This window comes from Pseudomonas batumici (assembly GCF_036585405.1).
Lineage (GTDB): Bacteria > Pseudomonadota > Gammaproteobacteria > Pseudomonadales > Pseudomonadaceae > Aquipseudomonas > Aquipseudomonas batumici.
On the sequence record NZ_CP144470.1, the window covers coordinates 549,034 to 572,868 of the forward strand.

General features: G+C 63.5%; 23 protein-coding genes and 2 pseudogenes. 10 read left to right on the forward strand and 15 right to left on the reverse strand.

What is annotated here, in order from left to right; genetic code table 11:
- Nucleotides 1-27 precede the first annotated feature (27 nt).
- From NUH87_RS02120 to NUH87_RS02140, 5 genes are all read right to left on the reverse strand, one after another.
- Entirely contained in the window at nucleotides 28-813 is a 786-nt protein-coding gene (locus tag NUH87_RS02120) for a transcriptional regulator (protein ID WP_338524499.1), read from the reverse strand.
- Complete coding sequence (locus NUH87_RS02125) at nucleotides 810-1,307, reverse strand: RNA polymerase sigma factor (RefSeq protein WP_338524500.1); 498 nt, start codon at nucleotides 1,305-1,307, stop codon at nucleotides 810-812. Before NUH87_RS02125 ends, NUH87_RS02120 begins: the two co-directional genes overlap by 4 nt.
- A gap of 54 nt (nucleotides 1,308-1,361) precedes the next feature.
- Entirely contained in the window at nucleotides 1,362-1,904 is a 543-nt protein-coding gene (locus tag NUH87_RS02130) for a tetratricopeptide repeat protein (RefSeq protein WP_338524501.1), read from the reverse strand.
- 227 nt (nucleotides 1,905-2,131) lie between these two features.
- Nucleotides 2,132-2,611: a nuclear transport factor 2 family protein gene (locus tag NUH87_RS02135; RefSeq protein ID WP_338524502.1), complete on the reverse strand. Its 480-nt coding sequence runs from the start codon at nucleotides 2,609-2,611 to the stop codon at nucleotides 2,132-2,134.
- Nucleotides 2,612-2,724: 113 nt separating this feature from the next.
- Entirely contained in the window at nucleotides 2,725-3,288 is a 564-nt protein-coding gene (locus NUH87_RS02140; RefSeq protein WP_040067331.1) for a TetR/AcrR family transcriptional regulator, read from the reverse strand.
- Between the two features lie 211 nt (nucleotides 3,289-3,499).
- Between NUH87_RS02140 and pssA the strand changes: the two genes are divergently transcribed.
- On the forward strand, nucleotides 3,500-4,843 hold the full coding sequence (gene pssA, locus NUH87_RS02145) for a CDP-diacylglycerol--serine O-phosphatidyltransferase (protein ID WP_338524503.1): 1,344 nt from the start codon (nucleotides 3,500-3,502) through the stop codon (nucleotides 4,841-4,843).
- A gap of 43 nt (nucleotides 4,844-4,886) precedes the next feature.
- Here pssA and efeO (NUH87_RS02150) read toward each other — a convergent pair whose 3' ends face one another.
- From efeO (NUH87_RS02150) to NUH87_RS02170, 5 genes are all read right to left on the reverse strand, one after another.
- Nucleotides 4,887-5,711 (reverse strand): iron uptake system protein EfeO, encoded by an 825-nt coding sequence (gene efeO, locus NUH87_RS02150; RefSeq protein WP_338524504.1) that lies wholly within the window; start codon nucleotides 5,709-5,711, stop codon nucleotides 4,887-4,889.
- A gap of 25 nt (nucleotides 5,712-5,736) precedes the next feature.
- Nucleotides 5,737-7,053, reverse strand: coding sequence for an iron uptake transporter deferrochelatase/peroxidase subunit (efeB, locus tag NUH87_RS02155; RefSeq protein WP_338524505.1), 1,317 nt, complete (start codon nucleotides 7,051-7,053; stop codon nucleotides 5,737-5,739).
- 19 nt (nucleotides 7,054-7,072) lie between these two features.
- Entirely contained in the window at nucleotides 7,073-8,266 is a 1,194-nt protein-coding gene (gene efeO, locus NUH87_RS02160) for an iron uptake system protein EfeO (RefSeq protein ID WP_338524506.1), read from the reverse strand.
- A gap of 8 nt (nucleotides 8,267-8,274) precedes the next feature.
- A complete protein-coding gene (gene efeU / locus NUH87_RS02165; protein ID WP_338524507.1) occupies nucleotides 8,275-9,117 on the reverse strand; it encodes an iron uptake transporter permease EfeU in 843 nt (280 codons plus the stop codon).
- A 355-nt stretch (nucleotides 9,118-9,472) separates the two neighbouring features.
- Entirely contained in the window at nucleotides 9,473-9,739 is a 267-nt protein-coding gene (locus tag NUH87_RS02170) for a DUF2790 domain-containing protein (protein WP_338524508.1), read from the reverse strand.
- A 418-nt stretch (nucleotides 9,740-10,157) separates the two neighbouring features.
- Between NUH87_RS02170 and NUH87_RS02175 the strand changes: the two genes are divergently transcribed.
- The 8 genes from NUH87_RS02175 (at nucleotide 10,158) to NUH87_RS02210 (ending at nucleotide 16,599) form a co-directional block, all read left to right on the forward strand.
- Nucleotides 10,158-11,000 (forward strand): transporter substrate-binding domain-containing protein, encoded by an 843-nt coding sequence (locus tag NUH87_RS02175; RefSeq protein WP_040067316.1) that lies wholly within the window; start codon nucleotides 10,158-10,160, stop codon nucleotides 10,998-11,000.
- Between the two features lie 53 nt (nucleotides 11,001-11,053).
- Nucleotides 11,054-11,716 (forward strand): amino acid ABC transporter permease, encoded by a 663-nt coding sequence (locus NUH87_RS02180; RefSeq protein ID WP_338524509.1) that lies wholly within the window; start codon nucleotides 11,054-11,056, stop codon nucleotides 11,714-11,716.
- Between the two features lie 9 nt (nucleotides 11,717-11,725).
- The gene (locus NUH87_RS02185) at nucleotides 11,726-12,388 is read left to right on the forward strand and encodes an amino acid ABC transporter permease (RefSeq protein ID WP_338524510.1); all 663 of its coding nucleotides are present in this window, start codon (nucleotides 11,726-11,728) and stop codon (nucleotides 12,386-12,388) included.
- Nucleotides 12,385-13,161, forward strand: coding sequence for an amino acid ABC transporter ATP-binding protein (locus tag NUH87_RS02190; RefSeq protein ID WP_338524511.1), 777 nt, complete (start codon nucleotides 12,385-12,387; stop codon nucleotides 13,159-13,161). The genes NUH87_RS02185 and NUH87_RS02190 overlap by 4 nt, the downstream gene beginning before the upstream one ends.
- Nucleotides 13,162-13,183: 22 nt before the next feature.
- The gene (locus tag NUH87_RS02195) at nucleotides 13,184-13,573 is read left to right on the forward strand and encodes a RidA family protein (protein ID WP_338524512.1); all 390 of its coding nucleotides are present in this window, start codon (nucleotides 13,184-13,186) and stop codon (nucleotides 13,571-13,573) included.
- A 78-nt stretch (nucleotides 13,574-13,651) separates the two neighbouring features.
- Nucleotides 13,652-14,416 carry an IclR family transcriptional regulator gene (locus NUH87_RS02200; protein WP_338524513.1) on the forward strand — a complete coding sequence of 255 codons (765 nt, stop codon included), beginning with the start codon at nucleotides 13,652-13,654 and terminating at the stop codon, nucleotides 14,414-14,416.
- Nucleotides 14,417-14,452: 36 nt separating this feature from the next.
- Nucleotides 14,453-15,670: an amino acid deaminase gene (locus NUH87_RS02205; RefSeq protein ID WP_338524514.1), complete on the forward strand. Its 1,218-nt coding sequence runs from the start codon at nucleotides 14,453-14,455 to the stop codon at nucleotides 15,668-15,670.
- Nucleotides 15,671-15,681: 11 nt separating this feature from the next.
- Nucleotides 15,682-16,599: a sugar kinase gene (locus tag NUH87_RS02210; protein WP_338524515.1), complete on the forward strand. Its 918-nt coding sequence runs from the start codon at nucleotides 15,682-15,684 to the stop codon at nucleotides 16,597-16,599.
- 18 nt (nucleotides 16,600-16,617) lie between these two features.
- Here the strand turns inward: NUH87_RS02210 and NUH87_RS02215 are convergent, their stop codons facing one another.
- The gene (locus NUH87_RS02215) at nucleotides 16,618-16,893 is read right to left on the reverse strand and encodes a peptidylprolyl isomerase (protein ID WP_007932676.1); all 276 of its coding nucleotides are present in this window, start codon (nucleotides 16,891-16,893) and stop codon (nucleotides 16,618-16,620) included.
- 57 nt (nucleotides 16,894-16,950) lie between these two features.
- A pseudogene (locus NUH87_RS02220) lies at nucleotides 16,951-18,561 on the reverse strand (ATP-binding protein); the annotation flags it as partial.
- 171 nt (nucleotides 18,562-18,732) lie between these two features.
- On the opposite strand from NUH87_RS02220, the gene NUH87_RS02225 reads away from it, so the two are divergent.
- Nucleotides 18,733-19,902, forward strand: coding sequence for a PilT/PilU family type 4a pilus ATPase (locus tag NUH87_RS02225; RefSeq protein ID WP_338524517.1), 1,170 nt, complete (start codon nucleotides 18,733-18,735; stop codon nucleotides 19,900-19,902).
- Between the two features lie 27 nt (nucleotides 19,903-19,929).
- Here NUH87_RS02225 and NUH87_RS02230 read toward each other — a convergent pair whose 3' ends face one another.
- The 3 genes and pseudogenes from NUH87_RS02230 to NUH87_RS02240 all read right to left on the reverse strand — a co-directional run bounded on the left by NUH87_RS02230 (nucleotide 19,930) and on the right by NUH87_RS02240 (nucleotide 23,827).
- Nucleotides 19,930-20,865: a carbohydrate kinase gene (locus tag NUH87_RS02230; RefSeq protein WP_338524518.1), complete on the reverse strand. Its 936-nt coding sequence runs from the start codon at nucleotides 20,863-20,865 to the stop codon at nucleotides 19,930-19,932.
- Between the two features lie 6 nt (nucleotides 20,866-20,871).
- Nucleotides 20,872-22,361: pseudogene (gene xylB, locus NUH87_RS02235) on the reverse strand (xylulokinase).
- Nucleotides 22,358-23,827: a mannitol dehydrogenase family protein gene (locus NUH87_RS02240; RefSeq protein ID WP_338524520.1), complete on the reverse strand. Its 1,470-nt coding sequence runs from the start codon at nucleotides 23,825-23,827 to the stop codon at nucleotides 22,358-22,360. The pseudogene xylB and the gene NUH87_RS02240 overlap by 4 nt, the downstream one beginning before the upstream one ends.
- Between the last annotated feature and the right edge of the window lie 8 nt (nucleotides 23,828-23,835).

Genomic DNA, 23,835 nt, shown 5'->3' on the forward strand with positions numbered 1-23,835 from the left:
GACGGTAGGTGGTTGGCAGCTCCCGGTTCAGCTGGCGAAACGCTGTCTGAGCAGGTCGGCCATGTCGTTCAGCTCGGCCACCGGGTTGCGTCCGATCAACATGTAGGCGTAGACCGGTCCGGACCAGAACACCACGTTCATGCCATGTCGCACTTCCTGGGCGAGGGCCCGGGTGCCGGTTTTCGAACGGGTGATGCACAACGCCAGCGGCCCGTGCCGGGGGTCCAGGTAGTTGATCTGGGCAATCGGTATCTGTTCGTACTCCAGCATCTGAGCGCGCTTGAGTTGCGCAACCGGCAGTTGCACCTGGGCGGGTTCCAGCGTCAGGCCCAGGCGCTGCTGGACACCTTGCAGCTGTGCTCGGTGAGCGTCCTCGTCGCCGGGCAGGTTCTCCAGGGTCTGCGCCGTGTAGAGGGCCATATAGTCGGCCACCAGCCCGCGCCAGCTGATTTCGCTCGACGGCGCGGGTGTGCGCCAGACCTGGAACAGGCGGTCCGCGGCAATCCCCGCCACCATGAAACTGGCGGCCACGGCGAGGAAGCCGCGCCGGCTCACGGACGTAGGTGCCGTTGCTTTCGGCAGGGCGTCAAGCATCGCCTCCAGTCGGGCCCGGGGCGCCTGTTCAAGCTGTTCGCCATAGGCCTCCCGGAACGGCAGGTCACTGCGTAGCAACCACTCGAGACGCTCGGCCACGGCTTCGTCACCGGCAATGGCGGCTTCGATCCGGCTGCGCTCCTCGACGTCCACTTCGTTGTCGAGAAAGGCCACCAGCTGTTCATCCGTGGGGCTGTAGTGCGAAAGCTGGTCGGTCATCGCCGTTCTCCGCTGTTTGAGCTGGGCACGGCGCGCAGGGGCGGATGTTCCGCCAGTTTCACGCGCGCGGCGGCCAGCCGGCTCATGACCGTACCGATGGGCACGTCGAGAACCTGGGCCACTTCCTTGTAGGAAAGACCTTCGACATAAGCGAGAAACACCGTTTCCCGCTGGGCGTCGGGCAGGGCATCGACGCGTCGGATCACCTGGGACGCCAGTACATGCGTCTGCACCGCCTGTTCACCGTCGAAGCTCAGGGTTTCGTCGGCATCGACCAGGCCCTGGCCCCGGCGCACCCGCTGGGCGCGCACTTCATTGAGCCAGATCGAATGCAGGATGCTCAGCAGCCAGCGATCCATGCGCGTGCCCGAGACGAACTGTTCGCCTCGCTCCAGGGCGCGGACACAGGTGGCCTGCACCAGGTCTTCGGCGATATGTCGCTGGCGGGACAACACCAGCCCGTAACGCCACAGGCGCGGCAGGTGCTGGCCCAACTCGGTGCGTATTTCCTTGTCGCTGGCGATGGCAACCTCCGCCCGTAACGGTGATCAGCTTTGGGTCGGGTGCGCGATGGCGTCGGCCAGGTCTTCATATTCCTCGCACCCGGTGCCGCAGAGCGACTTGATGGTCTGCAGTTGCACCTGGGCGAGGTCCATGCGGCCTTTGATCACGTAGGCTTCGCCCAGGTATTCGCGTACCTGGGCGTAGTTCGGATCCAGCTCCACGGCCTGTAGATAGTAGCCGATGCCCTCATCGGTACGACCCAGTTTACGCGTGGCGTAGCCGCGATAGTTGAGGGCCTTGGCGGTATGGGGCTGCTTGAGGGTGTCGAGCAGGTCCAGGGCCTCCTGATAGCGCCCGTCCTTGGCCAGGCGATAGGCGTAGTCGGTGCGGTCTTCGTCGGGCGTCAGGCTGCTGGTATACGGGATGCAGGCTTTCTTGGCCTTGTTCCAGACCTGGCCCTTGGGGCAGGAGGGTGGCATGGACTCGGCTTTTTCGCCCGAAGCGAATACCGGCATGCTCGACAGGGTCCCGGCCAGGCAACTGGCAATCAGGAAGGGAACCGCGAAGGTGGCTTTATACAGGCTCATCGTTAATGCTCCGGTGTCTGCAGGGTAGTAAACGCTCGAGTGGCGGGTTTTATTCGCCGCTGTTGAAAGTTATTTCCGACGGCCTGGCGCAAGGCGGTCGTGATGGCTGCTGTGGATTGAACACCCGGCGTTCGGCATTTATTCATGCCTGCAAAAAAATCGCCCGTCGGGCGATTTTTTTGCAGCGGCGATCATTCCCACCGAGGCGGGAATGATCGAGCGATGAGTTACAGCCCCAGGTCCGAGAGGCCCGGGTGATCGTCCGGACGACGGCCCAGCGGCCAGTGGAACTTGCGCTCCGAGGCCTTGATCGGCATGTCGTTGATGCAGGCGTGCCGATTGGACATCAGGCCGTTCTCGTCGAACTCCCAGTTTTCGTTGCCATAGGAGCGGAACCAGTTGCCCGAATCGTCATGCCATTCATAGGCGTAGCGCACGGCGATGCGGTTGTCGGTAAAGGCCCAGAGTTCCTTGATCAGGCGATAGTCCAGCTCCTTGGCCCATTTGCGGCTCAGGAAGCCCTTGGCCTCTTCACGGTTGTGGGCGAACTCGGCGCGGTTGCGCCATTGGGTGTCCAGGGTATAGGCCAGGGACACGCGTTCCGGGTCGCGGGAGTTCCAGCCGTCTTCGGCCAGGCGGATCTTCTGGATCGCCGATTCACGGGTGAAGGGAGGAAGTGGCGGGCGAGCGTCAGCGTCAGATGACATGGCAATGTCTCCAATTGAGTAGGGTTCAGACAAGTTGTCGTGCTTGGTTCAAGCGGTCGCGGGCCCGCCCGCCAATCGCTCATCCCGGGCGTATTGGCGATTCGGGGCGCGACTCAGAGCGCCAATAACGTTCGCGCCATGCATTGCGCATTATCGGCTGCACCGGGGTCGCCCATGACCAGTGCGACGGTAATGGCGCCGTCGATCAGGATCAGCAACTGTCGGCCAGTTGCCTGCGGATCGTCGATGCCATGTGCTTCACAGAGCTCGACCACATAGTCGAGCAACTTCTGCTTATGTTCCTTGGCCAGTTGGCGCACCGGGTCCTGGGGATCGCCGGTTTCGCCGGCGGTATTGATAAAGGCGCAGCCGCGAAAGCCCTCGCTGGCGAACCAGTCGCCCAGCACGCTGAACAGGGCGAGCAGGCGCGCGCCGGAACTGCCGGCCTTGTCGACTTCGCCGCGATACCACTGCATCCAGCGGATATCCCGGCGGCGCAAGGCTTCCAGGGTCAGCTCGTCCTTGGTGCCGAAGTACTTGTAGAGGCTTTTGCGCGCCACGCCGGAGGTGCGCACCAGAAGATCGATGCCGGTGGCATGGATGCCACTTTGATAGATCAACTGCTCGGCGGTATCCAGCAGGTTTTCGCGGGTCTGATTCGGAGTGATTTCGTTCATGGGAAAGAGAGTAGAACGATCGTTCTCCATGGTCAATCGTGTTGCCGAAATAAATCCATGAAGGGCGATAGGGGGAAGGGTGGGTGGGGCACTCGGGAACAATTCCACAACCGCCGTCCGGGTTGGCGGCAAAGCCCTCTTCGAAGGCGCATTCCAGGGCCGCGCATGGTGTAGACTTGGCGATCCTTCGCATTCGACCCTAGCGAGCCCTATGCCGTCGCTCTTCAAACGCTCCCTGTTGCCCAAGCTGCGCAGCTTCCCGCTGGCTGCCGAGGCCTTGACCATCCTGCCTTCGGCTGCCGAGTTCCGGCGTTGCCTGCTGGAGAAGATCGCCGGTGCACGGCAGCGCATCACGCTGGTGGCGTTGTACCTGCAGGAAGACGAAGCCGGCCAGGAAATCCTCGATGCCCTGCATGCGGCCAAGTCGGCCCGCCCGGAGCTGGAAATCGTCGTCGTGGTGGACTGGCTGCGAGCCCAGCGCGGCCTGATCGGGGCCGGCAAGCAACCGGGCAACAGTGCCTGGTACCAGGCGCAAACCCGCGACCACAGTACTGAAGTGCCGATCTACGGGGTGCCGGTGCAGACCCGCGAGTTGTTCGGCGTGCTGCACCTCAAGGGTTTCGTGATCGACGATTGCGTGATCTACAGCGGCGCCAGCCTGAACAACGTCTACCTGCACAAGTTCGACAAGTACCGTTTCGACCGCTATCACCTGCTGCACAACGCCGCCTTGGCCGACTCGATGCAGGGGCTGGTGCGCAACGAATTGCTGGCGTCCCGGGCGGTGCGTCGTCTTGACCTGCCGGAGCTGCCCACGACCCGCAGCCTGCGCGGCGACATCGGCAATTTGCGCAGCCGCCTGAAGCGGGCCAACTATGACACCACGGCCGGCAGCGAGCCGACCTTCGGCTTGTCGGTCAGCCCGGTGATGGGCTTGGGCAAGAACAACCCGCTGAACCGCCTGGTCTGCGAACTGATCGCCTCCAGCCAGCAGCAACTGACCATCTGCACGCCGTATTTCAATTTGCCGCTGGCAGTGACCCGGGAAATCAACCGGGCGCTGGAGCGCGGGGTGAAGATCGACATCATTGTCGGCGACAAGACCGCCAACGATTTCTACATCCCGCCGAGCCAGCCGTTCAAGGTCATCGCCGCCTTGCCCTATCTCTACGAGATCAGCCTGCGGCGTTTTGCCAAGGGCCATCAGGCGGTGATCGACAGCGGGCAGTTGAACCTGCACCTGTGGCGTGACGGGGACAACACCTATCACCTCAAGGGCATGTGGATCGACGAGCGCTATACCTTGCTGACGGGGAACAACCTCAACCCGCGGGCGTTCCGGCTGGATCTGGAGAATGCCCTGCTGATCGACGATCCGCGTCGCGAGCTGCTGGAGGCGAGGGCGAAGGAGTTGGCGCTGATCATGGAAAACACCCGGCGGATCGACAGCTTCAGGAGCCTGGAAACCCTGGTGGATTATCCGGAAGCGGTGGGCAAGTTCCTGCGGCGGGTCAGTCGGGTACGGATCGAGCGGTTGTTGTATCGGATGTTGTGAGGTCATCCCGGACGATATCAGTCCCCCGGGATGACCTGCGGCCTCAGTTCAGGCCCAGCTTGCCACGCAGGGTCGAGAGGTCTTCGGCCAGGGTCGTGACCGGACCCACCAGGGCCTTGCGGTCGGCGTCCTTGATCTTGTCATAGGTTTCGAAACCGCCATCCTGGGTCTTGTACTTGGCCAGGATCTTGTCCACGGTGGCGAAGTTCTTGTCCACTTTGGCGGTGAACGCCTTGTCCTGCTTCTCGATCTGCGGACGGAACAGGTCGACGATCTTCTTCGCGCCGTCGATGTTGCCCTGGAAGTCATACAGGTCGGTGTGGCTGTAGCGGTCTTCTTCACCGGCGATCTTGGTGGCGGCCACTTCTTCCAGCAGCGTGGCGGCACCGCCCACCACTTTCTCCGGCGGGAAGGTCAGGCCGGCGACGCGGGCCTGCAGGTCCTTGACGTCCTTGTTCAGGCTATCGGCCAGTTCACCCAGGCCATCGGTGGTGTTTTCCGAGAACAGGCTGTATTCGAGACGGTGGAAGCCGGTGAAGTCTTCGGCCTTCACGCCTTTTTCATGGTCGTTGACGCGGGAGTCGATGGCACCGTCCAGGTCATTGAACAGTTCGGCGATCGGCTCGATCTTCTCGTAATGCACACGCGTCGGTGCGTAGAGCTTCTTGGCGGTGGCCAGGTCGCCTTTCTTCACGGCGGCGGTGAACTGCTCGGTCTTGTTGGCCAGTTCATCGAGTTCCGCGGTCACATAGATCTTGTAGTCGGACACCGGGCCCACCAGATCCAGCGGCGCGGTGGCCGCGAAAGCCGAAAGCGGTGCGTGGAACAGGCCAAGGGCCAACAACAAAGCAAGAGGCGACTTCTTCATGGGATGTTTCCTGGTGAGTTAAGGGTCAAGCAGTGGTTTTTTGTTTGGCAGCCGAAAGCAACGAGCGACCGATGAAGTCCTGATCGCCCGTGACACCTGGCAAGGTGAAGAAATAGCCGCCGCCGATAGGCTTGAGGTATTCCTCCAGGGGCTCGCCGTTGAGCCGGGTTTGCACGGCGATGAAGCCTTGTGACAGGTCCGACTGGTAGCAGATGAACAGCAGGCCCATCTCCAACTGACCGTTCTTGCTCACGCCATTGGAGTAGTTGAATGGGCGACGCAGGATCAGGTTGCGCTGGGTTTCGGCGGTGCGCGGGTTGGCCAGGCGGATATGGGCATCGAGCTTGGTCAGCTTGCCTTCCGGATCCTTGCTGTAGTCGGGAACCTGGGTTTCCTTCTCGCCGTCCATGGGCGCGCCGGTGCTCTTGACCCGGCCGATGATGCTTTGTTGTTCCTGCAGGGGCGTACGGTCCCAGCGTTCCACCAGATTGCGGATGATCCGCACCGCCTGGTAGCTGCCGGCCACGGCCCAGGCTGGTTCATTGGCCCCGGGCTGGACCCAGACGATGCGGTCCATGGCGTTGGCATCGTTGGAGTCCGGGTTGGCCGAACCGTCACGGAAACCGAGGAAATTGCGTGCGCTCTGGGCCGGTTCGCCGGCCTTGGCCGGCGCCTGGGGCGGTACCGTGCCTTCCTGTTTCCAGCGCACCAGCAGCAGGTCCGGGGTGTTCTTGACGATGTCGCGCAGGGCGTGGATGTTGGTGTCCGGGGTGTTGGAGCAGAACTGGATGCTCAGGTCGCCGTGGCACAAATCCGCCTGCAGGGCGTCGTTGGGGAAACCGACCATGCGGATCAGGTGCTTGGGCTTGACCGCGGCCAGGCCGTAGCGCTCGTCGAACAGCGACTCGCCCACCGCGACGGTGATGGTCAGGTTGTCCGGGGTGACCACCGGGCCGAGAATCCCGGAGTCCAGGGGCGGTAGTTTTTCATCGACCTGTTTCACCGCGCCGCCGCTCATGAGGAAGGCGATGCGCTTGTTCAGGGTGCGGAACAGGCGTTCGAGTTCCTCGCTGTCACTGGCCAGGACGTCGAAGGAGACGATCATGCCGGCGGCCGGGCGCGGGGTGACGATCCCGGTCTGGTGCTTGCCGTGGAAGTCGTGGCGGTCCTGGGTCTTGTCGCTGCTCGGGGCTTCGGTGACCTGGGCCTGCGCCTGGCTGGCGGCCATGGCCGGGCAGCTCAGGGCGCTACCGGCCAGGGCGGCGCCGGCCACCCCCATGCCCAGCAGGACGCGACGGCGTTGGGCGGAAAATTCGGCGTTGTGGTGTTCTGAATCGCTCATGTTCGTATCGTCTGCTTGTTTACAGGCCGGAAAGGCCGAGGGCGGGGTCGATTCCATCGAGTGCATCGGCCAGGGCCTTGGCCTTGTCGCTGATCCGCTGGCGTTGCGCGGCACTGACGGTGTCGTAGGTGAGATAGCCGTTGGCGCTGCGCAGGCCGTTGAACTCGGCGTCCAGGGTCACGGCGGCGTTGTCGATCTTCGCCAGCAGGTCGCCGGACGACTTGACCAGCAGCGGCCGCAGCAGATCGATCACCTTTTGCGCGGCTTGCAGGTTGGTGGCGAAACCGTCCAGGTCGACGTGGCTGTAGCGTTCTTCTTCACCACTGCCGGCCCGGGTCTCGGCCATGCCGCGCAGGCTGCGGATGACGATGCTCACCAACTGTTCCGGCGGCAGCGACTGGGCCAGCAATTGTTGTCTGAGGTTGATGACATCGGCTTGCAGGCGTTGGGCGACCGGCACCAGGCCGTCGAGGTCGCGCTGCCGGAACAGGCCGTATTCGATGCGGTGGAAGCCACCGAAGCCCGGATCCTGTTCGCGTTGTTCGTAGTAGTCGGCGCGGGCGTTGATCGCGTTGTCCAGTTCGGCGAAACGCTGGGCGGCCGGGGCCAGGCGCTGATAGGCGGCACGGGCCGGTGCATAGAGCGCCTGGGCCTGGGTCAGGTCGCCGGCGACCAGCGCCTGCTCCAGCGCATCGACCGCCTTGATCAGCGCGCTGCCCTGGCTGCTCAGGTACACCCGGAATTCCGACAGCGGGCCGATAAACGCAGTCATCGAAGGGCGTGCCTTGGCTGCCGCCTCGGAGGCCGCTGTCGGCGTCACGTGCAAGCTGCCGCGTGGGTTGCTCAGCAGCCCGCAGGTGATGGTGTAGTCGCCGGGCATCAGGTTGGCGTTGATCACCTGGCTCAGGCCCGGAGCGATGTTCTCGCGTTCCTCGACCACCAGCACGCCGTCGAGGATTTCCCACTCGACCGCGCGTTGCGAACTGTTGAGGATGCGGAAGCTGTTCTGCCCGGCCGGTACAGTCAGGGCATTCGGCTCACAGCCGTGGGCCTGGATGGTCACGGTGATTTCGTTGTGATGGGCCTGGCGCTTGCTCGCGGCCAACTGCGAGGCGTAATAGAACAGCCCGCCGGCCGCGATCATCACGATCACCGAGCCGGCTACCGCCCAGCGCAGGGCCTGGGGCGGTTTGCCAGTTGCAGGGTTGGACATGGGTAACCTTAAGGGTTGGGAACGGAAGAAGTGTGCTTGGGAGCGGGTGTCGCCGCCGGGATGAAGAACAGCACCAGGGTGACTGCCAGGTACAGCAGGTAGGCACCCAGGACGCTGACCGTGGGCGCATCCTGGTAGCCGAACATGCCGGCCAGCAGCGAGCCCGTCGGGCCGTCCATCGGCAGCGTGGCGCTGATGTCGAAGACCACCGCCTGCAGGTGGTTCCACAGGCCGGCCTCATGCAGGGCCCGGACCGAGTTGGCGAGGATGCCGGCGGCGACCAGCAGGATGAACAGGCCGGTCCAGCGGAAGAACAGGCCCAGGTTCAGGCGCATGCTGCCGCTGTAGAGGGCGAAACCGAGGAAAATCGCCAGGACCAGGCCGAGCAGGGCGCCTATGGGCGCGCCCGGACCTTCGCTCTGCTGGAACACCGCCAGCAGGAAGAACACGGTTTCCAGGCCTTCGCGGGCCACGGCGAAAAACACCATGGCGATCAGTGCCCAGACCTGGTGTGTGGAACCGGCGAGCGCCTGGTCGAGGGATTCATGCAGGGCGTGCTTGATGGAGCGGGCGACCTTGCGCATCCAGAACACCATCGAGCTGAGGATGCCGACGGCGATCAGCCCGACGATGCCTTCGAAGAGTTCCTGCTGCTTCTGCGGGAACTCCGCACTCATCAGCTCCAGGCCACCGCCGACCAGCAGGGCGAGGGCGGCAGCGAGGAACACGCCGATCCATACGGCGGGCATCCACTGGCCCCGGCCAGTCTGCTTGAGGTAACTGGCGATAATGCCAACGATAAGCGCGGCTTCAATGCCTTCGCGCAGCATGATCAGAAAGGGAACCAGCATTCGGCAACGCACCACTGTTAGAGAAGATGGTAATTTGTAACATAATGAGACTCATTACTAAACATGTTTGATCGACAATTGCTGGAGGGTGGCTGAAAAGGCGGGGGTGTTGACGGCGGGGGACTGCGCTCGGACGAGGGGGGTGCTGCTCTTCGGGTTATTTCAAGGGGGGTGATACGGTCACTGTGGATGCGGTCTTGACCCTTGATTCGCAATGACGGTCAAGGCAGCCACTGTGGGAGCTGGCTTGCCAGCGATGAGGCCCTTGAGCCTTGCGGTATCCGTGCGGACGCCATCGCCAGCAAGCCGGCTCCTACAGGTGTCGCGGTGTGTTCAGGATCTCGTCTTGTCGGCATCAGTTGTTGTAGTTGCAGGCGTCCGACAGCTTGAGGTAGGTGATGTCCTCGGGCTTGCCGGCGGTATCGATGAACTTCATGTCGGCGGTGACCACTTTGCAGACATGGGTCGGTTGCTCGGTCATCGAGGTGACCTTGGCGATGTTCAGGGGCATGCCGTAATGATAAGGCACGGGCTGGGCGGTGCCGCTATTGTCGGCCAGGGCCACGCCGGTAAAGGCCGAGAGGGCCAGGGCGCCGGTTATCAGCAGGGGACGTAGGTTCATGGTGTTTCTCCGAAGCAGGCTTGAGGTTTCAGCCCGCGCTACAAGGGCGCTGGGCATGCCGCGGAGGGCGTCAGGGGAAATCTGCGCGAGCGCGGTCGATTTCACTTTCCATGTGCTGGATTAATCCTGAGTTAAGTGTAGGACTCTTATTAGCTTGCTAACGTAATCAGCCCCGAAATCACCCACCCTCGCACCGCCTTGGGGCCTTCCCACCCATACCCGCGTGGCCTTCCGTAGCACGGTGCTGCGCTACCTCCCGCGACACCGTTTTTTCGAAAAATCTATCTCGTTGATTTTCCTGAAATTTAAAACCCTGATCTGCGCGCGCTGAATCCTGTGGCACACTTTCTGCTGTCTATTCCGTTGTTACATACCAAGTTCCGCTATAGCGGAATATACATCATCGGAGTGCAACGTCATGCAGCGTGGACTTTCCTTGTTTAAGGCCTGTGTTTTTCTTCTGGCGGCTTCGGCGGCGGTCGCCGCGCAAGCAGCGGACAGCAAGCTCGATAGCGTGCTCAAGCGCGGTCACCTGGTCGTCGGCACCGGCAGTACCAACGCGCCGTGGCACTTCCAGGGCGCCGACGGCAAGTTGCAGGGTTTCGATATCGATATCGGCGGCATGATCGCCAAGGGCCTGTTCAACGACCCGAGCAAAGTCGAGTACGTGGTGCAGTCTTCCGATGCACGGATTCCCAACCTGCTGACCGACAAGGTCGATATCAGCTGCCAGTTCATCACCGTGACCGCCAGCCGTGCCCAGCAAGTCGCCTTCACCTTGCCGTACTACCGCGAAGGGGTTGCGCTGCTGTTGCCAGCCAATAGCAAATACAAGGAAATCGACAGCCTGCGCGCCGCCGGTGACGGCGTCACCGTTGCCGTGCTGCAGAACGTGTACGCCGAGGAGCTGGTGCACCAGGCGCTGCCCAAGGCCAAGGTCGACCAGTACGACAGCGTCGACCTGATGTACCAGGCCATGAGCACCGGCCGTGCCGATGCCGCCGCCACCGATCAATCCTCGGTCAAGTACCTGATGGTGCAGAAACCCGGTATGTACCGCAGCCCGGCCTTTGCCTGGAGCCCGCAAACCTATGCCTGCGCGGTCAAGCGCGGCGACCAGGACTGGCTGAACTTCGTCAACACCGCCTTGCATGAGTCCATGACCGGCGTCGAGTTCCCGACCTATGCGGCGTCCTTCAAGAAGTGGTTCGGCGTCGATCTGCCATCGCCAGAAATCGGTTTCCCCGTCGAATTCAAGTAATCCGTTGAGGACGGGACGTCGAATACGGCGCCCCGTCGAAGGTACCGCGAACCATGAACTATCAGTTGAACTTTGCCGCCGTCTGGCGCGATTTCGACACCTTGCTGGCGGGGCTGGCGCTGGGCCTGGAACTGGCCCTGGTGTCCATCGCCATCGGCTGCGTGATCGGCCTGATGATGGCGTTTGCCTTGCTGAGCAAGCATCGCGCACTACGGGCGCTGGCCTCGGTGTATGTGACGGTGATCCGTAACACGCCGATCCTGGTGTTGATCCTGTTGATCTACTTCGCCATGCCGAGCCTGGGCATCCGGCTGGACAAGATCCCCTCGTTCATCATCACCCTGTCGCTGTATGCCGGGGCCTACCTGACCGAAGTGTTCCGCGCCGGCCTCTTGAGCATTCCCAAGGGCCAGCGCGAAGCCGGGTTGGCCATCGGCCTGGGCGAATGGCAGGTGCGGGCCTACGTCACCGTGCCGGTGATGTTGCGCAACGTGCTGCCGGCGCTGTCCAACAACTTCATTTCCCTGTTCAAGGACACCTCCCTGGCGGCGGCCATCGCCGTGCCGGAGCTGACCTATCACGCCCGCAAGATCAACGTGGAAAGCTATCGGGTGATCGAAACCTGGATGGTCACCACCGCACTCTATGTGGCGGCCTGTTACCTCATTGCCCTGATGCTGCGACACCTCGAGCAGCGCCTGGCGATTCGCCGATAGGAGGCACCCATGTACGAATCGCAAAGTTGCTGGCATGAGTTGTGGGTCGCCCGGGAAACCCTCTGGGAGGGCTTCCAGACCAGCGTCGCCTGTTCGGTCCTGGCGATTGTCTGCGGCACCCTGATCGGGATTGTCGCCGGCCTGGTGCTGACCTACGGCAAGTTCTGGATGCGCCTGCCGTTTCGCCTGTATGTCGACCTGATCCGCGGCACCCCGGTGTTCGTGCTGGTGCTCGCCTGTTTCTACATGGCCCCGGCCCTGGGTTGGCAGATCAGTGCTTTCCAGGCCGGCGTCCTGGGCCTGACGCTGTTCTGTGGCTCCCACGTGGCGGAGATCGTGCGTGGCGCGCTGCAAGCCATTCCCCGTGGCCAGATGGAAGCGAGCAAGGCCATCGGCCTGACCTTCCACCAGGCCCTGGGCTATGTGCTGTTGCCCCAGGCGTTGCGGCAGATCCTGCCGACCTGGGTCAATTCGTCCACCGAAATCGTCAAGGCCTCGACCCTGCTCTCGGTGATCGGCGTCGCCGAGCTGCTGCTCAGCACCCAGCAGGTGATCGCCCGGACCTTCATGACCCTGGAGTTCTACCTGTTCGCCGGTTTGTTGTTCTTCATCATCAACTACTCGATCGAGTTGCTCGGTCGGCATATCGAAAAGCGGGTGGCCTTGCCATGACGACTGATTCCCAAGCACTGCTCAGCATTCGCGGGCTGCACAAACAATACGGCCAGCTCGAAGTGCTCAAGGGCGTCGACCTGGACATGCAGCGCGGCAACGTGGTCACGCTGATCGGCTCCAGCGGCTCGGGCAAGACCACGCTGCTGCGCTGCGTGAACCTGCTGGAAGAATTCCAGGGCGGCCAGATCACCCTGGACGGTGAGTCCATCGGCTACAGCGAAGTGAACGGCAAGCGCGTGCGCCATCAGGAAAAAGTCATCGCCCAGCACCGGGCCATGACCGGCATGGCGTTCCAGCAGTTCAACCTGTTTCCGCACCTCACGGCCTTGCAGAACGTCACCCTGGGCCTGCTGAAGGTCAAGAAGCTGCCCAAGGACCAGGCCGTGGCGCTGGCGGAGAAATGGCTGGAGCGCGTGGGTCTGTTGGAGCGGCGCAATCATTTTCCCGGGCAGTTGTCCGGCGGCCAGCAGCAGCGGGTTGCCATTGCCCGGGCCATTGCGATGAACCCGAGCCTGATGCTGTTCGATGAAGTGACCTCGGCCCTCGACCCCGAACTGGTGGGCGAAGTGCTGGCGGTGATCAAGGGTCTGGCAGAAGAGGGCATGACCATGTTGCTGGTCACCCACGAGATGCGCTTTGCCTTTGAGGTCTCGGACAAGATCGTTTTCATGAACCAGGGGCGTATTGAAGAACAGGGTCCACCCAAACAACTGTTCGAACGCCCGCAGTCGCCGCGTCTCGCGGAATTTCTGAAAAACACCCGTTTTTGACTTTTTACCCAAGGAGAAACCCATGAGCATTACTCGTTACGGCACCGGCAGCACCGCGGGTGGCGGTCAGCCTCGTCCTTTCGCCCGTGCCGTCGAAGCCGATGGCTGGCTGCATGTGTCCGGCCAGGTACCGGCACTGGATGGCGAAATCATCGGCGGTGGCATCGTCGAGCAGACTCACCAGGCCATGAGGAACCTGATCGCGATTCTCGAAGAGGCCGGTTATGGCCTGAAGGATGTGGTGCGCGCGGGGGTCTGGCTGGAGGACCCACGGGATTTCTGGAGCTTCAACAAGGTGTTTTCCGAGTACTTCCATCCCGAGCACGCCCCGGCACGGGCCTGTGTCCAGGCGAACATGATGGTCGACTGCAAGGTCGAGATCGATTGCATCGCGTACAAGAAGAGGGCCTGACGGTTGGCGTTCCGACAAGCCCGCACACATCAATCTGGGTAAACTTCCCGGCAACTTTTCCAATGGGATGGCACTGACATGACCGAAGACACCATCAAGCGCCGGGCAAAAGGGCTGGACCGGGCGTTTGATATCCTCGATTACCTCAAGGAAATCGGCCAGCCGCTGCGTCCCAACGATATCGCCAGCGGTATCGGCAGCCCGAAGTCCACGGTCTACGAGTTGGTGGCGTCCCTGCTGGAGCGGCGCATCCTCGAGTCGGTCGGCAAGGAGGGCCATGTCTACCTGGGCCGTCAGCTGTACTTTCTCGGCCAGGCGCACCTGCGCCATTTCGACCTGAGCCGCGAAGCCGACCATGCCTTGCAGGAGATCGTCAGCCAGACCCGGGAAACCGCGCAGATGTGCCTGCTCAACGGTCGCAAGTACACCGTGGCGCTGATGAAGGAAGGGGAACGGCATTTCCGGATTTCCTCGGATATCGGCGAGAACGCACCGATTCCATGGACGGCCTCCGGCCGCCTGCTGCTGGCGCACCTGAGCGACCAGGAAATCATCGACCTGATCGACCACGACGACTTCATCCTGCCGGACGGCGAGCGCCTGCCGCTGGAAGTCTTCCTCAAGGAAATTCGCCAGGCCGGAATCGACGGGTTCTTTTCCTTCGACAGCGTGGCCGACACCTTTACCCACTGTTTCGCCGCGCCGGTCAAGGACGAGCGCGGCGTCTGCATCGCCACCCTGTGCATCGTTGCCCCACGGGCCGATGCCAAGGCCAACTACAACGACTATCGCCGGGTCCTGATCGAGAGCGCGAACAACCTGGCCCGCCGCATCAACGACTAGCGCGGTGCCAAGGGCGCCGCCGATAAGGAGTTTGAAATGTCTACCGCCTTCAACTTCGCTGCCGTGGAAAAGGGCACCCCAAGCATCGGCGCCCAACTGGTGAGCGACGTCAGCCTGCCGGCCCTGGTGCTCCATCGCGACGCCCTGGAACACAATATCCGCTGGATGCAGGACTTCGTCAGTCGCAGCGGCGCCGAGCTGGCGCCCCATGGCAAGACCAGCATGGTGCCGGCGCTGTTTCGCCGGCAACTGGCCGCCGGGGCCTGGGGGATTACCCTGGCGACCGCCGTGCAGACCCGTGCCGCCTACGCGGCGGGCGTCCGTCGGGTGCTGATGGCCAACCAACTGGTGGGCGCGCCGAACATGGCGCTGATCGCCGAGTTGTTGGCCGATCCGCAGTTCGAGTTCCACTGCATGGTCGATCACCCGGACAATGTCGCGGCCCTGGGGGCTTTCTTCGGCGAACGTGGCCTGCGCCTGAACGTGATGATCGAGTACGGCGTGGTCGGCGGCCGTTGCGGTTGCCGCAGCGAGCAGGAAGTGCTGGACCTGGCGCGGGCGATCAAGGCCCAACCGGCCCTGGCGCTGACCGGTATCGAAGGTTATGAAGGGGTGATCCACGGCGATCAGGCGGTGAGCGGGATTCGTGCCTTTGCCGACTCCCTGGTGCGACTGGCGGTGGAGTTGCAGGACAGCGGCGCGTTTGACATCGGCAAGCCGATCATCACCGCTTCGGGGTCGGCCTGGTACGACCTGATCGCTGAAGAGTTCGAGGCCCAGGACGCCGGCGGGCGTTTTCTCAGTGTGTTGCGTCCGGGCAGCTATGTTGCCCATGACCACGGTATCTACAAGGACGCCCAGTGCTGTGTGCTGCATCGCCGGAGTGACTTGAGCGAAGGCTTGCGCCCGGCGCTGGAGGTCTGGGCCCATGTGCAATCGATGCCGGAGCCGGGGTTTGCGGTGATCGCCCTGGGCAAGCGCGACGTGGCCTTCGACGCCGGCTTGCCGGTGCCGTTGCTGCGCTACAAGGCCGGTGTCGTGCCGGCGGTGGGTGAAGACGTCAGTGCCTGCAAGGTGACGGCGGTGATGGACCAGCATGCGTTCATGACGGTGGCGCTGGGTTGCGAGTTGCGGGTCGGGGACATCGTTGCGTTTGGCACCTCGCATCCGTGCCTGACTTTCGACAAGTGGCGGGTCGGCTGCATTGTCGATGAGCAGATGACGGTTATCGAAGGGTTCGAGACCTGTTTCTAAAGGATACCGCTATGAACCTGCCCCCACCGCGTATCGCCCTGATCGGCGAATGCATGATCGAACTGCAACAACATGCCGACGGCAGCCTGCAGCAGAGCTTCGGCGGCGACACGTTGAACACCGCCGTCTACCTGTCCCGCGAACTGGGTGGGCGGGCCTCGGTGGACTATGTCACCGCCCTGGGCGACGACAGCTTCAGCGACAGCATGTGCCGGATCTGGCGCGAGGAGGGCATCGGCCTGGATCTGGTTCAACGGCTGCCGGGGCGCTTGCCCGGTTTGTATTGCATCCAGACTGACGCCAAGGGGGAGCGCCGGTTTCTCTACTGGCGCAACGAGGCGGCCGTGCGCGACTGCTTCACCGCACCGAGCGCGGCCCCGGTGCTGGCGGCCTTGCCGGATTACGACGTGCTGTATTTCAGTGGCATCACCCTGGCGGTGCTCGGCGAAACCGGGCGGGAAAAGCTGATCGAGGTTCTTGAACTGGCCCGCCAGGGCGACACCCGGGTGGTCTTCGACAATAACTACCGACCGCGCTTGTGGGTCGATGTCGAGCAGGCGCGGGCGGCCTATCGGTCGGTATTGCCCTACGTGGACATGGCCTTGTTGACCCTTGAGGACGAACAGGCGCTGTTCGGTTATGCCGATGCCCAGGCGGTGTTCAGCGCCTACGAGCGCATCGGCACGCCGGAAGTGATCATCAAGCGGGGTGCCGAGAGTTGCCTGGTTCACTGCGAGGGCGAGGCGTTCGAGGTGCCGGCGTGCAAGGTCGAGACGGTGGTGGATACCACGGCGGCGGGGGACTCGTTCAGTGCGGCGTATCTGGCCTGCCGCCTGGGTGGCGGTGATCCGCAACAGGCGGCACTGGCCGGGCATCGCTTGGCGAGTCGGGTGATTCAGGTGCGTGGGGCGCTGATACCAAGGACTTGAGCACGGCGCTTGCGTGGTTCAATCGCGGTAGAAAACCTGCACCAGGTGATAGCCGAACTTGCTCTTGATCGGGCCGTGCACGGTGCGCAGCGGCTTCTTGAAGATCACCTGGTCGATGGCCCCGACCATCTGCCCCGGCCGCACTTCACCCAGGTCGCCGCCACGCTTGCCGGACGGGCAGGTGGAGTACTTCTTGGCCAGCACATCGAACGCCTCGCCCTTGGCGATGCGTTGCTTGAGTTGTTCGGCTTCCTCGGCGGTCTTGACCAGGATATGACGGGCTTGGGCTTTCATCGATTCGTTACCTTGAAGCGTTGGGGCATGCGGCGGGCGCGGGATTATGCCTGAAGTTCAAGGCGCCTGCCCGATCATGTCGCGCACCCGCTTCGCCAGTGCGTCCAGGGTGAAGGGCTTGGCAATCAGGTCCATGCCGGGTTCGAGGAAGCCCTGGCGCTCGGCGGCCTTCTCGGCGTAACCGGTCATGAACAGCACCTTGAGCCCCGGGCGGTGCTGCCGGGCGACTTCCGCCAGTTGCCGGCCGTTCATCCCCGGCAGGCCGACATCGGTGACCAGCAGGTCGATCCGCAGGCTCGACTCCAGCAGCGGCAGGGCGGTCCGTGCATCCGCCGCCGGGTGCACGGTATAGCCCAGCTCGTCGAGGACATTGAGTACCAGCATCCGCACCGCCGGATCGTCCTCCACCACCATCACCGATTCGTCGATAGCGGCCACGGGGGGCTCCACGGGGTGTTGGGGTGGTCGCGGCACCTCGGCTTGCGGCGCGTGATGGCGCGGCAAGTACAAGCGCACGCAGGTGCCTCGGCCCGGCTCGCTTTCCAGGGTGACATGGCCGCCGGACTGCTGGGCAAAACCGTAGATCATCGACAAGCCCAGGCCCGTGCCCTGGCCAATGGGCTTGGTGGTGAAGAACGGGTCGAACGCCTTGGCCAGGATCAACGGACTCATGCCGGTCCCGTTGTCGCTGACGCCGATCATCACGTAGTCGCCGGCCTTGACCGGCTCCAGGGTGCTGAGGTCACCGCCGTCGAGGTAGCTGTTGGCGGTCTCGATCCGCAGTTCGCCGCCGTCGGGCATGGCGTCGCGGGCGTTGATCACCAGGTTGAGCAGGGCGCTTTCCAGTTGCCCGGTGTCGGTGTTGACCGGCCACACGTCCTGGCCCAGTTCGACTTTCAGGGTGATATGGGCGCCGGTGGTGCGGCTGAACAGGTCTTCCAGCGACTGCACCAACTGGTTGGGATCGATGCGCTTGCGGTCCAGCGATTGCCGGCGGGAAAACGCCAGCAGCCGATGGGTGAGGGACGCAGCCCGCTGCGCCGAACTCACGGCGGCGTCGGCAAACCGGCCGATCTCGTCGCTGCGCCCGGCGGCGATATAGCGTTGCATCAGGTCCAGGCTGCCGATGATGCCGGTCAGCATGTTGTTGAAGTCATGGGCGATGCCGCCGGTCAGTTGTCCCACCGCTTCCATTTTCTGCGCATGGCGCAGCGCCTCTTCGGCGCGCTCGCGTTCGAACATCTCGTTCTGCAAGCGCTGGTTGGACTCGGCCAGCGCCCGGGTGCGCTGGGCGACACGCTCTTCCAGGGTCTCGTTGAGATTGCGCAGGGCCTCTTCGGTGCGTTTGTGCTCGGTGATGTCCAACGCCGCGCCGACAAAGCGCTGCGCCCGCCCATGGGGCCCGAGGTGGCAACGTCCCCGGGCGAAGACCCAGCGCACCTGGCCGTCGGCTTGCAAGACGCGGTACTCTTCGGCGTGCTCGGTGTGCTGCTCCAGGCACTGCTTGATACCGTGGGCCACCAGGGCGCGGTCTTCGGGGTGCACGCTGTCCATATAGACGCTGAGGGGTGTCTGGTTGGCCCTCGCGGGGTCGACACCGTGCAACTGGGCGAAGTGGGCATCGGCGACAAACAGGTCCTGGTCGATATCCCAGTCCCAGGTGCCGAGTCGGGTGGCGCTGCCGCCACCTGGAGATCCGTTCATAAACCTGCCTTGAAGGTGAAGCTTTGGGTTGCGCCGCGGCTTATTATCCCGCCAAGCTGTAGACATTTGTCATATTCAAATGACACAAGCTTAATCGCTCAACCTCTTTTTGACTGTATTGCGGACACCTTTGCCATGGATATCCACGCGTTGCTGAAAACCCTGGCCGCCCAGGACGGCTCGGACCTGTACCTGTCCACCGGTGCGCCGCCCTGTGCCAAGTTCAATGGCGTGCTCAAGCCGTTGGGCAGCGAATCGCTGAAGCTCGGCGAGGTGGCGGCCATTGCCGACGGTATCATGGACCCCGAACAACGCCTGCAGTTCGAACGGGAACTGGAAATGAACCTGGCATTGTCCTTGCCCGGTGTCGGGCGGTTCCGTATCAATATCTTCAAGCAGCGCAACGAAGTGTCCATCGTCGCGCGCAACATCAAGCTGGAAATCCCCCGTTTCGAAGACCTCAAGCTGCCACCGATCCTGCTCGAGACCATCATGGAGAAGCGTGGCCTGGTGCTGTTCGTCGGCGCCACTGGTTCAGGCAAGTCCACTTCGCTGGCGGCGCTGATCGACTACCGCAATCGCCACAGCAGCGGCCATATCATCACCATCGAAGACCCGGTGGAGTATATCCATCGGCACAAGAAGTCGATCATCAACCAGCGCGAAGTCGGGGTCGACACCCGCAGTTTCCACGCGGCGCTGAAAAACACCCTGCGCCAGGCCCCGGATGTGATCCTGATCGGCGAGATCCGCGACCGCGAAACCATGGAGCACGCCCTGGCGTTCGCCGATACCGGGCACCTGGCGATCTCCACCCTGCACGCCAACAACGCCAACCAGGCGCTGGACCGCATCATCAACTTTTTCCCCGAAGACCGCCGGCCGCAACTGCTCAACGACCTGGGCAACAACCTGAAGGCCTTCGTCTCGCAGCGCCTGGTCAATACCCAGGACGGCAAGCGCCGGGCGGCCGTGGAGGTGATGCTGGGTACGCCGACGGTGCGTGATTTCATCAAGCGCAATGAGTTTTCCGAACTCAAGGGGATCATGGAGAAGTCCGAGATCATCGGCATGCGCACCTTCGACACGGCCTTGTTCGAACTGGTGGTGGAAGGGGCGATCGACGAGGAGGAGGCGCTGAAGAACGCCGACTCGGTGAACAACCTGCGCCTGCGTCTGAAGCTGCATCAGGATACCGCGGCCCTGACCGTGCAGAAGACCCCTCCCAAGCCGCCGATCGCGGCGAAGGAGTTGGATGCCAAGGATTGGGGCTTGGTGGAGGACGGCAACTCGCCGCACGGTTGATTCAGCGCTGTCCGTCGTGCTTCGGGGTTACACCACCTGATGGCGATACGGCAGGTCCGGCCCGGTGCGGCTGCAGGTAATCGCGGCGGCATTGACGGCGAAGTTCAGCATCGCGTCGATCTGGGCCTTTTCCAGGCGCTCGAGCCCCTTCACTGAATCAAGCTGCTGTTCGGTCAACCAGGCGATCAGCGCCGCCTGGAAGGTATCGCCGGCACCGACGGTATCGGCGGTAATGACTTCGCGGGCCGGCACCGACCAGTGGCCATGCCGGCGGCTGAAGACGCTGGCGCCCTGGGTGCCACGGGTCAGGAACACCAACTGGCAGCGCTGGGCCAACCACGCCTGGGCGACGCTCTGCGGGTCGCGATCGGGGTAGAGCAGGCTCAGGTCCTCGTCGCTGACCTTGATCATGTCGGCCTGTTTGGCCAGGGTCGCGATGCGTTGGCGCCACAGTTCGATGTCTGGCTCCGGGTTGAGCCGTACATTGGGGTCGAGCGTGATCAGGCGCCGGCCGCTTTCCCGGCGAACCAGCGCCAGCAACGTATCGGCAATCGGCTGCACCACCAGCGAGAACGAGCCGATATGCAGGCCGCGAACCTCGTCGCCCAGCTCGGGCAGGTGGCCTGGCAGCAACTGGCGGTCGGCGCAGCCTTCGCCGCGGAAACTGTAATGGGGCGAACCGTCGGCACCCACGGCGACCATCGCCAGGGTGGTGGGCGCGTCGAAGTCCAACAGGTAATCCGCGCGCACGCCTTCTTCGCGAAGGACCTGTTGCAGGCGGCGTCCCAGGTAGTCGTTGGACAGCCCGGCAAACAACCCCACGTCGACCCCCAGGCGGCGCAGGCCGACCGCGACGTTGAACGGCGAACCGCCGGCAATGGCCTTGAAGTTCACTTTCGAGGTTTGTCCGCTTGTCTCATCACTGAAAAAATCAAACAGCGCTTCACCACAGACCAGATACATGGATGCTCACTCTTGAATGGCCGCGACCTGTTGGCGGTAGCGGTGATAGATCGGTTGATAGGCGCTGACGTTGGCCGGGATCGGCCGGGTTGCACTCGCCGTATCGAGGCTGACGCAACGGTCGCACAGTTCGGCCAGGCTGTGAATTGCCCCGGACTCGCACCAGGCGGCCTGGATCGCGGCACCCAGCGCGGCGGCTTCGCTCTGCTCGGTGCAGACTACGGGGGTGTCCATGATATCGGCGACCATCTGCCGCCAGACCGCGCTCTTCGCGCCGCCACCGATCAGGCGGATGCCGTGGCTGTGCAGGCCGTTGCCGCGCAGCAGGTCGAGGCCGTAGCGCAGGCCGAAGGTGGTGCCCTCGACGGCCGCCCGGCACAGGTTGGCCCGGGTCAGGTTGGTCAGGGTCAGGCCCAGCAGGCTGCCGGTGGCCTGGGGCAGGGCGGGCACCCGTTCGCCGTTGAGGAACGGCAGCATGCTGACGCCCTCGGCGCCGATCGGTGCCTGGGCGACGCAGGCGTTGAAATGTTCGAGGTCGAGGTCGAACAACTCACGGACGGCGCCGGTGGCGTTGGTCAGGTTCATCGTGCAGATCAGCGGCAGCCAGCCGCCGCTGGAGGAGCAGAAGGCCGCCACCGAGGCGTCCGGGCTGATCAGTGGCTGTTCGGCGTAGGCGTAGACGGTGCCGGAGGAACCCAGGCTCATGGTGATGACGCCGGGTCGGATGTTGCCGGTGCCGATGGCGCCCATCATGTTGTCGCCGCCGCCGCTGGAGACCAGGGCGTTGGGGTTGATGCCCAGTTGCCGGGCAATCCCGGGCAGTACCCGGCCGACCGGCTGGTGGGCTTCGAGCAGTTCCGGCAGGGCGGCTTGCAGGCGCCCCGTGGGGTCGATGTCGCGCAGCAGTTGCAGGTCCCAGCAACGCTTGCGCACATCGAAATAGCCGCTGCCCGACGCATCGCCGTATTCCGCGCAACTACGGCCGGTCAGCCAGTAGTTGAGGTAGTCGTGGGGCAGCAGGACATGGGCGATCCGGGCGAACAGTTCCGGATGCTGTTCCCGGGTCCAGAGCAGCTTGGACAGGGTATAGCCGGGCGCGATCACGAGGCCCAGGCGTTCGAGCGAACCCTGTTCGCCCCCCAGGTGTTCCAGCAGGCGCTGGTTTTGCGCGGTGGTTTCGGTGTCACACCAGAGCTTGGCCGGACGCAGGACCTGACCCTGCTTGTCGAGCAGGACCAGGCCGTGTTGCTGGCCAGAGACGCCGATCCCGAGGATCGCCTGGCCGTCCGCCGCCGCGGCTTCCAGGGCCTGGCGGGTGGCCAGGGTGAATGCCTCCAGCCATTGCCGGGTGTCCTGCTCGCGGCGGCCGTTGGCGCCGCTGATCATGGTATGGGGGCCGAGCCCTGGCCCAGCACCTGGCCGCTGACGGTATCGAGGACGATAGCCTTGGTGCCCTGGGTGCCGCAGTCGATACCCAGGTAGAGTCTTTGACTCATAGCAAACGCTCCAGCGTCTTGCTTACCCCCACTTCCCGCAAGCTGTCGAAGCAGCGTTTGAAAGCGGCGACAAACTCGTCGGAGCGGGGAATCGCGGTGCCGAAGATCTCTTCCACGGCCAGCAGCCGTTGCACGATCAGCGTGTCATCCGCCACCAGTGCCTGGCAGAACTCGGCCCGGGGGTCGGGAATCGCGTAGGTCACGCCGTTTTCATCGACGCCCCTGAGGTACAAGGCCCAGGCCGCCACCACCAGCGCCGCGCGCTCGGTCGCGCGACCGTCGGCAATCAGGCGGTTGATGGTCGGCACGGTGAACTTGGGAAACTTCGACGAGCCATCGGAACAGACCCGCTCCAGCTGGTCGGCAATCGCCTGGTTGGAGAAGCGCTGGACCAGGGTGTCCTTGTACGCTCCCAGGTCGATGCCCGGCACCGGCGCCAGTTGCGGGGTGACGTCCAGGTCCATGTAGGCGCGCATGTATTTCACGAACAGCGGGTCGTTCATGGTCTCGTGGACGAAGCGATAGCCCTTGAGAAACCCGAGGTAGGTCAGGGCCAGGTGGCTGCCATTGAGCAGCTTGATCTTCATCTCTTCGTAGGGCGTGACGTCGTCGGTGAACTGCACGCCGACCTTTTCCCAGGCCGGGCGGCCGTTGACGAACTTGTCCTCCAGCACCCATTGCACAAACGGCTCGCACACCACCGGCCAGGCATCGTCGACGCCGTGCTCGTCGTGCAGTTGCAGGCGATGGGTCGCGCTGGTCATCGGCGTGATGCGGTCGACCATGGCATTGGGGAAGCTCACATGGGCGGCGATCCAGTCATGCAGGTCGGCGTCACGCAAGGCGGCAAAGGCCAGCAGCGCCTTGCGGGTCACCGCGCCGTTGTGGGGCAGGTTGTCGCAGGACATCAGGGTGAAGGCCGGGATGCCTGCGGCCCGGCGCCTGGCCAGGGCCGCGCAGAGAAAGCCGAAGACGGTCTGCGGCGCATCGGGGTGGGCTAGGTCATGCTGGATCTGCGGCAGGTGCGCCATGAACTCGCCGTTGCTGTCGTCGATGCAGTAGCCGCCCTCGGTGATGGTCAGCGAGACGATGCGGATCCGCGCCGAGGCGAGCTTGTCGATCAGCGCCTGGCGATCGTCCTGGGCCAGCAGCATGTCGCTGATGGCACCGATCACCCGGACTTCGTTGTCATCGCTGTCGCCCAGTTCGAACAAGGTGAACAGATAATCCTGCCCGGCCAGGTCGTCCCGGGCACGGCGGTCCTCGTTGCGCAGGCCGACCCCGCAGATGGCCCAGTCCAGGCCCTCGCCGGTGTTCATCAGGGCGTCGGTGTAGTAAGCCTGGTGGGCGCGGTGGAAACCGCCGACGCCGATATGGGCAATGCCCTGGCGGGTGTCGGCCGGGTCGTAGTGCGGCAGGCGGACTTGCGGAGCCAGCCGGTGGAGATTCTGTTTATTCAGTTTCATTGCAAGGG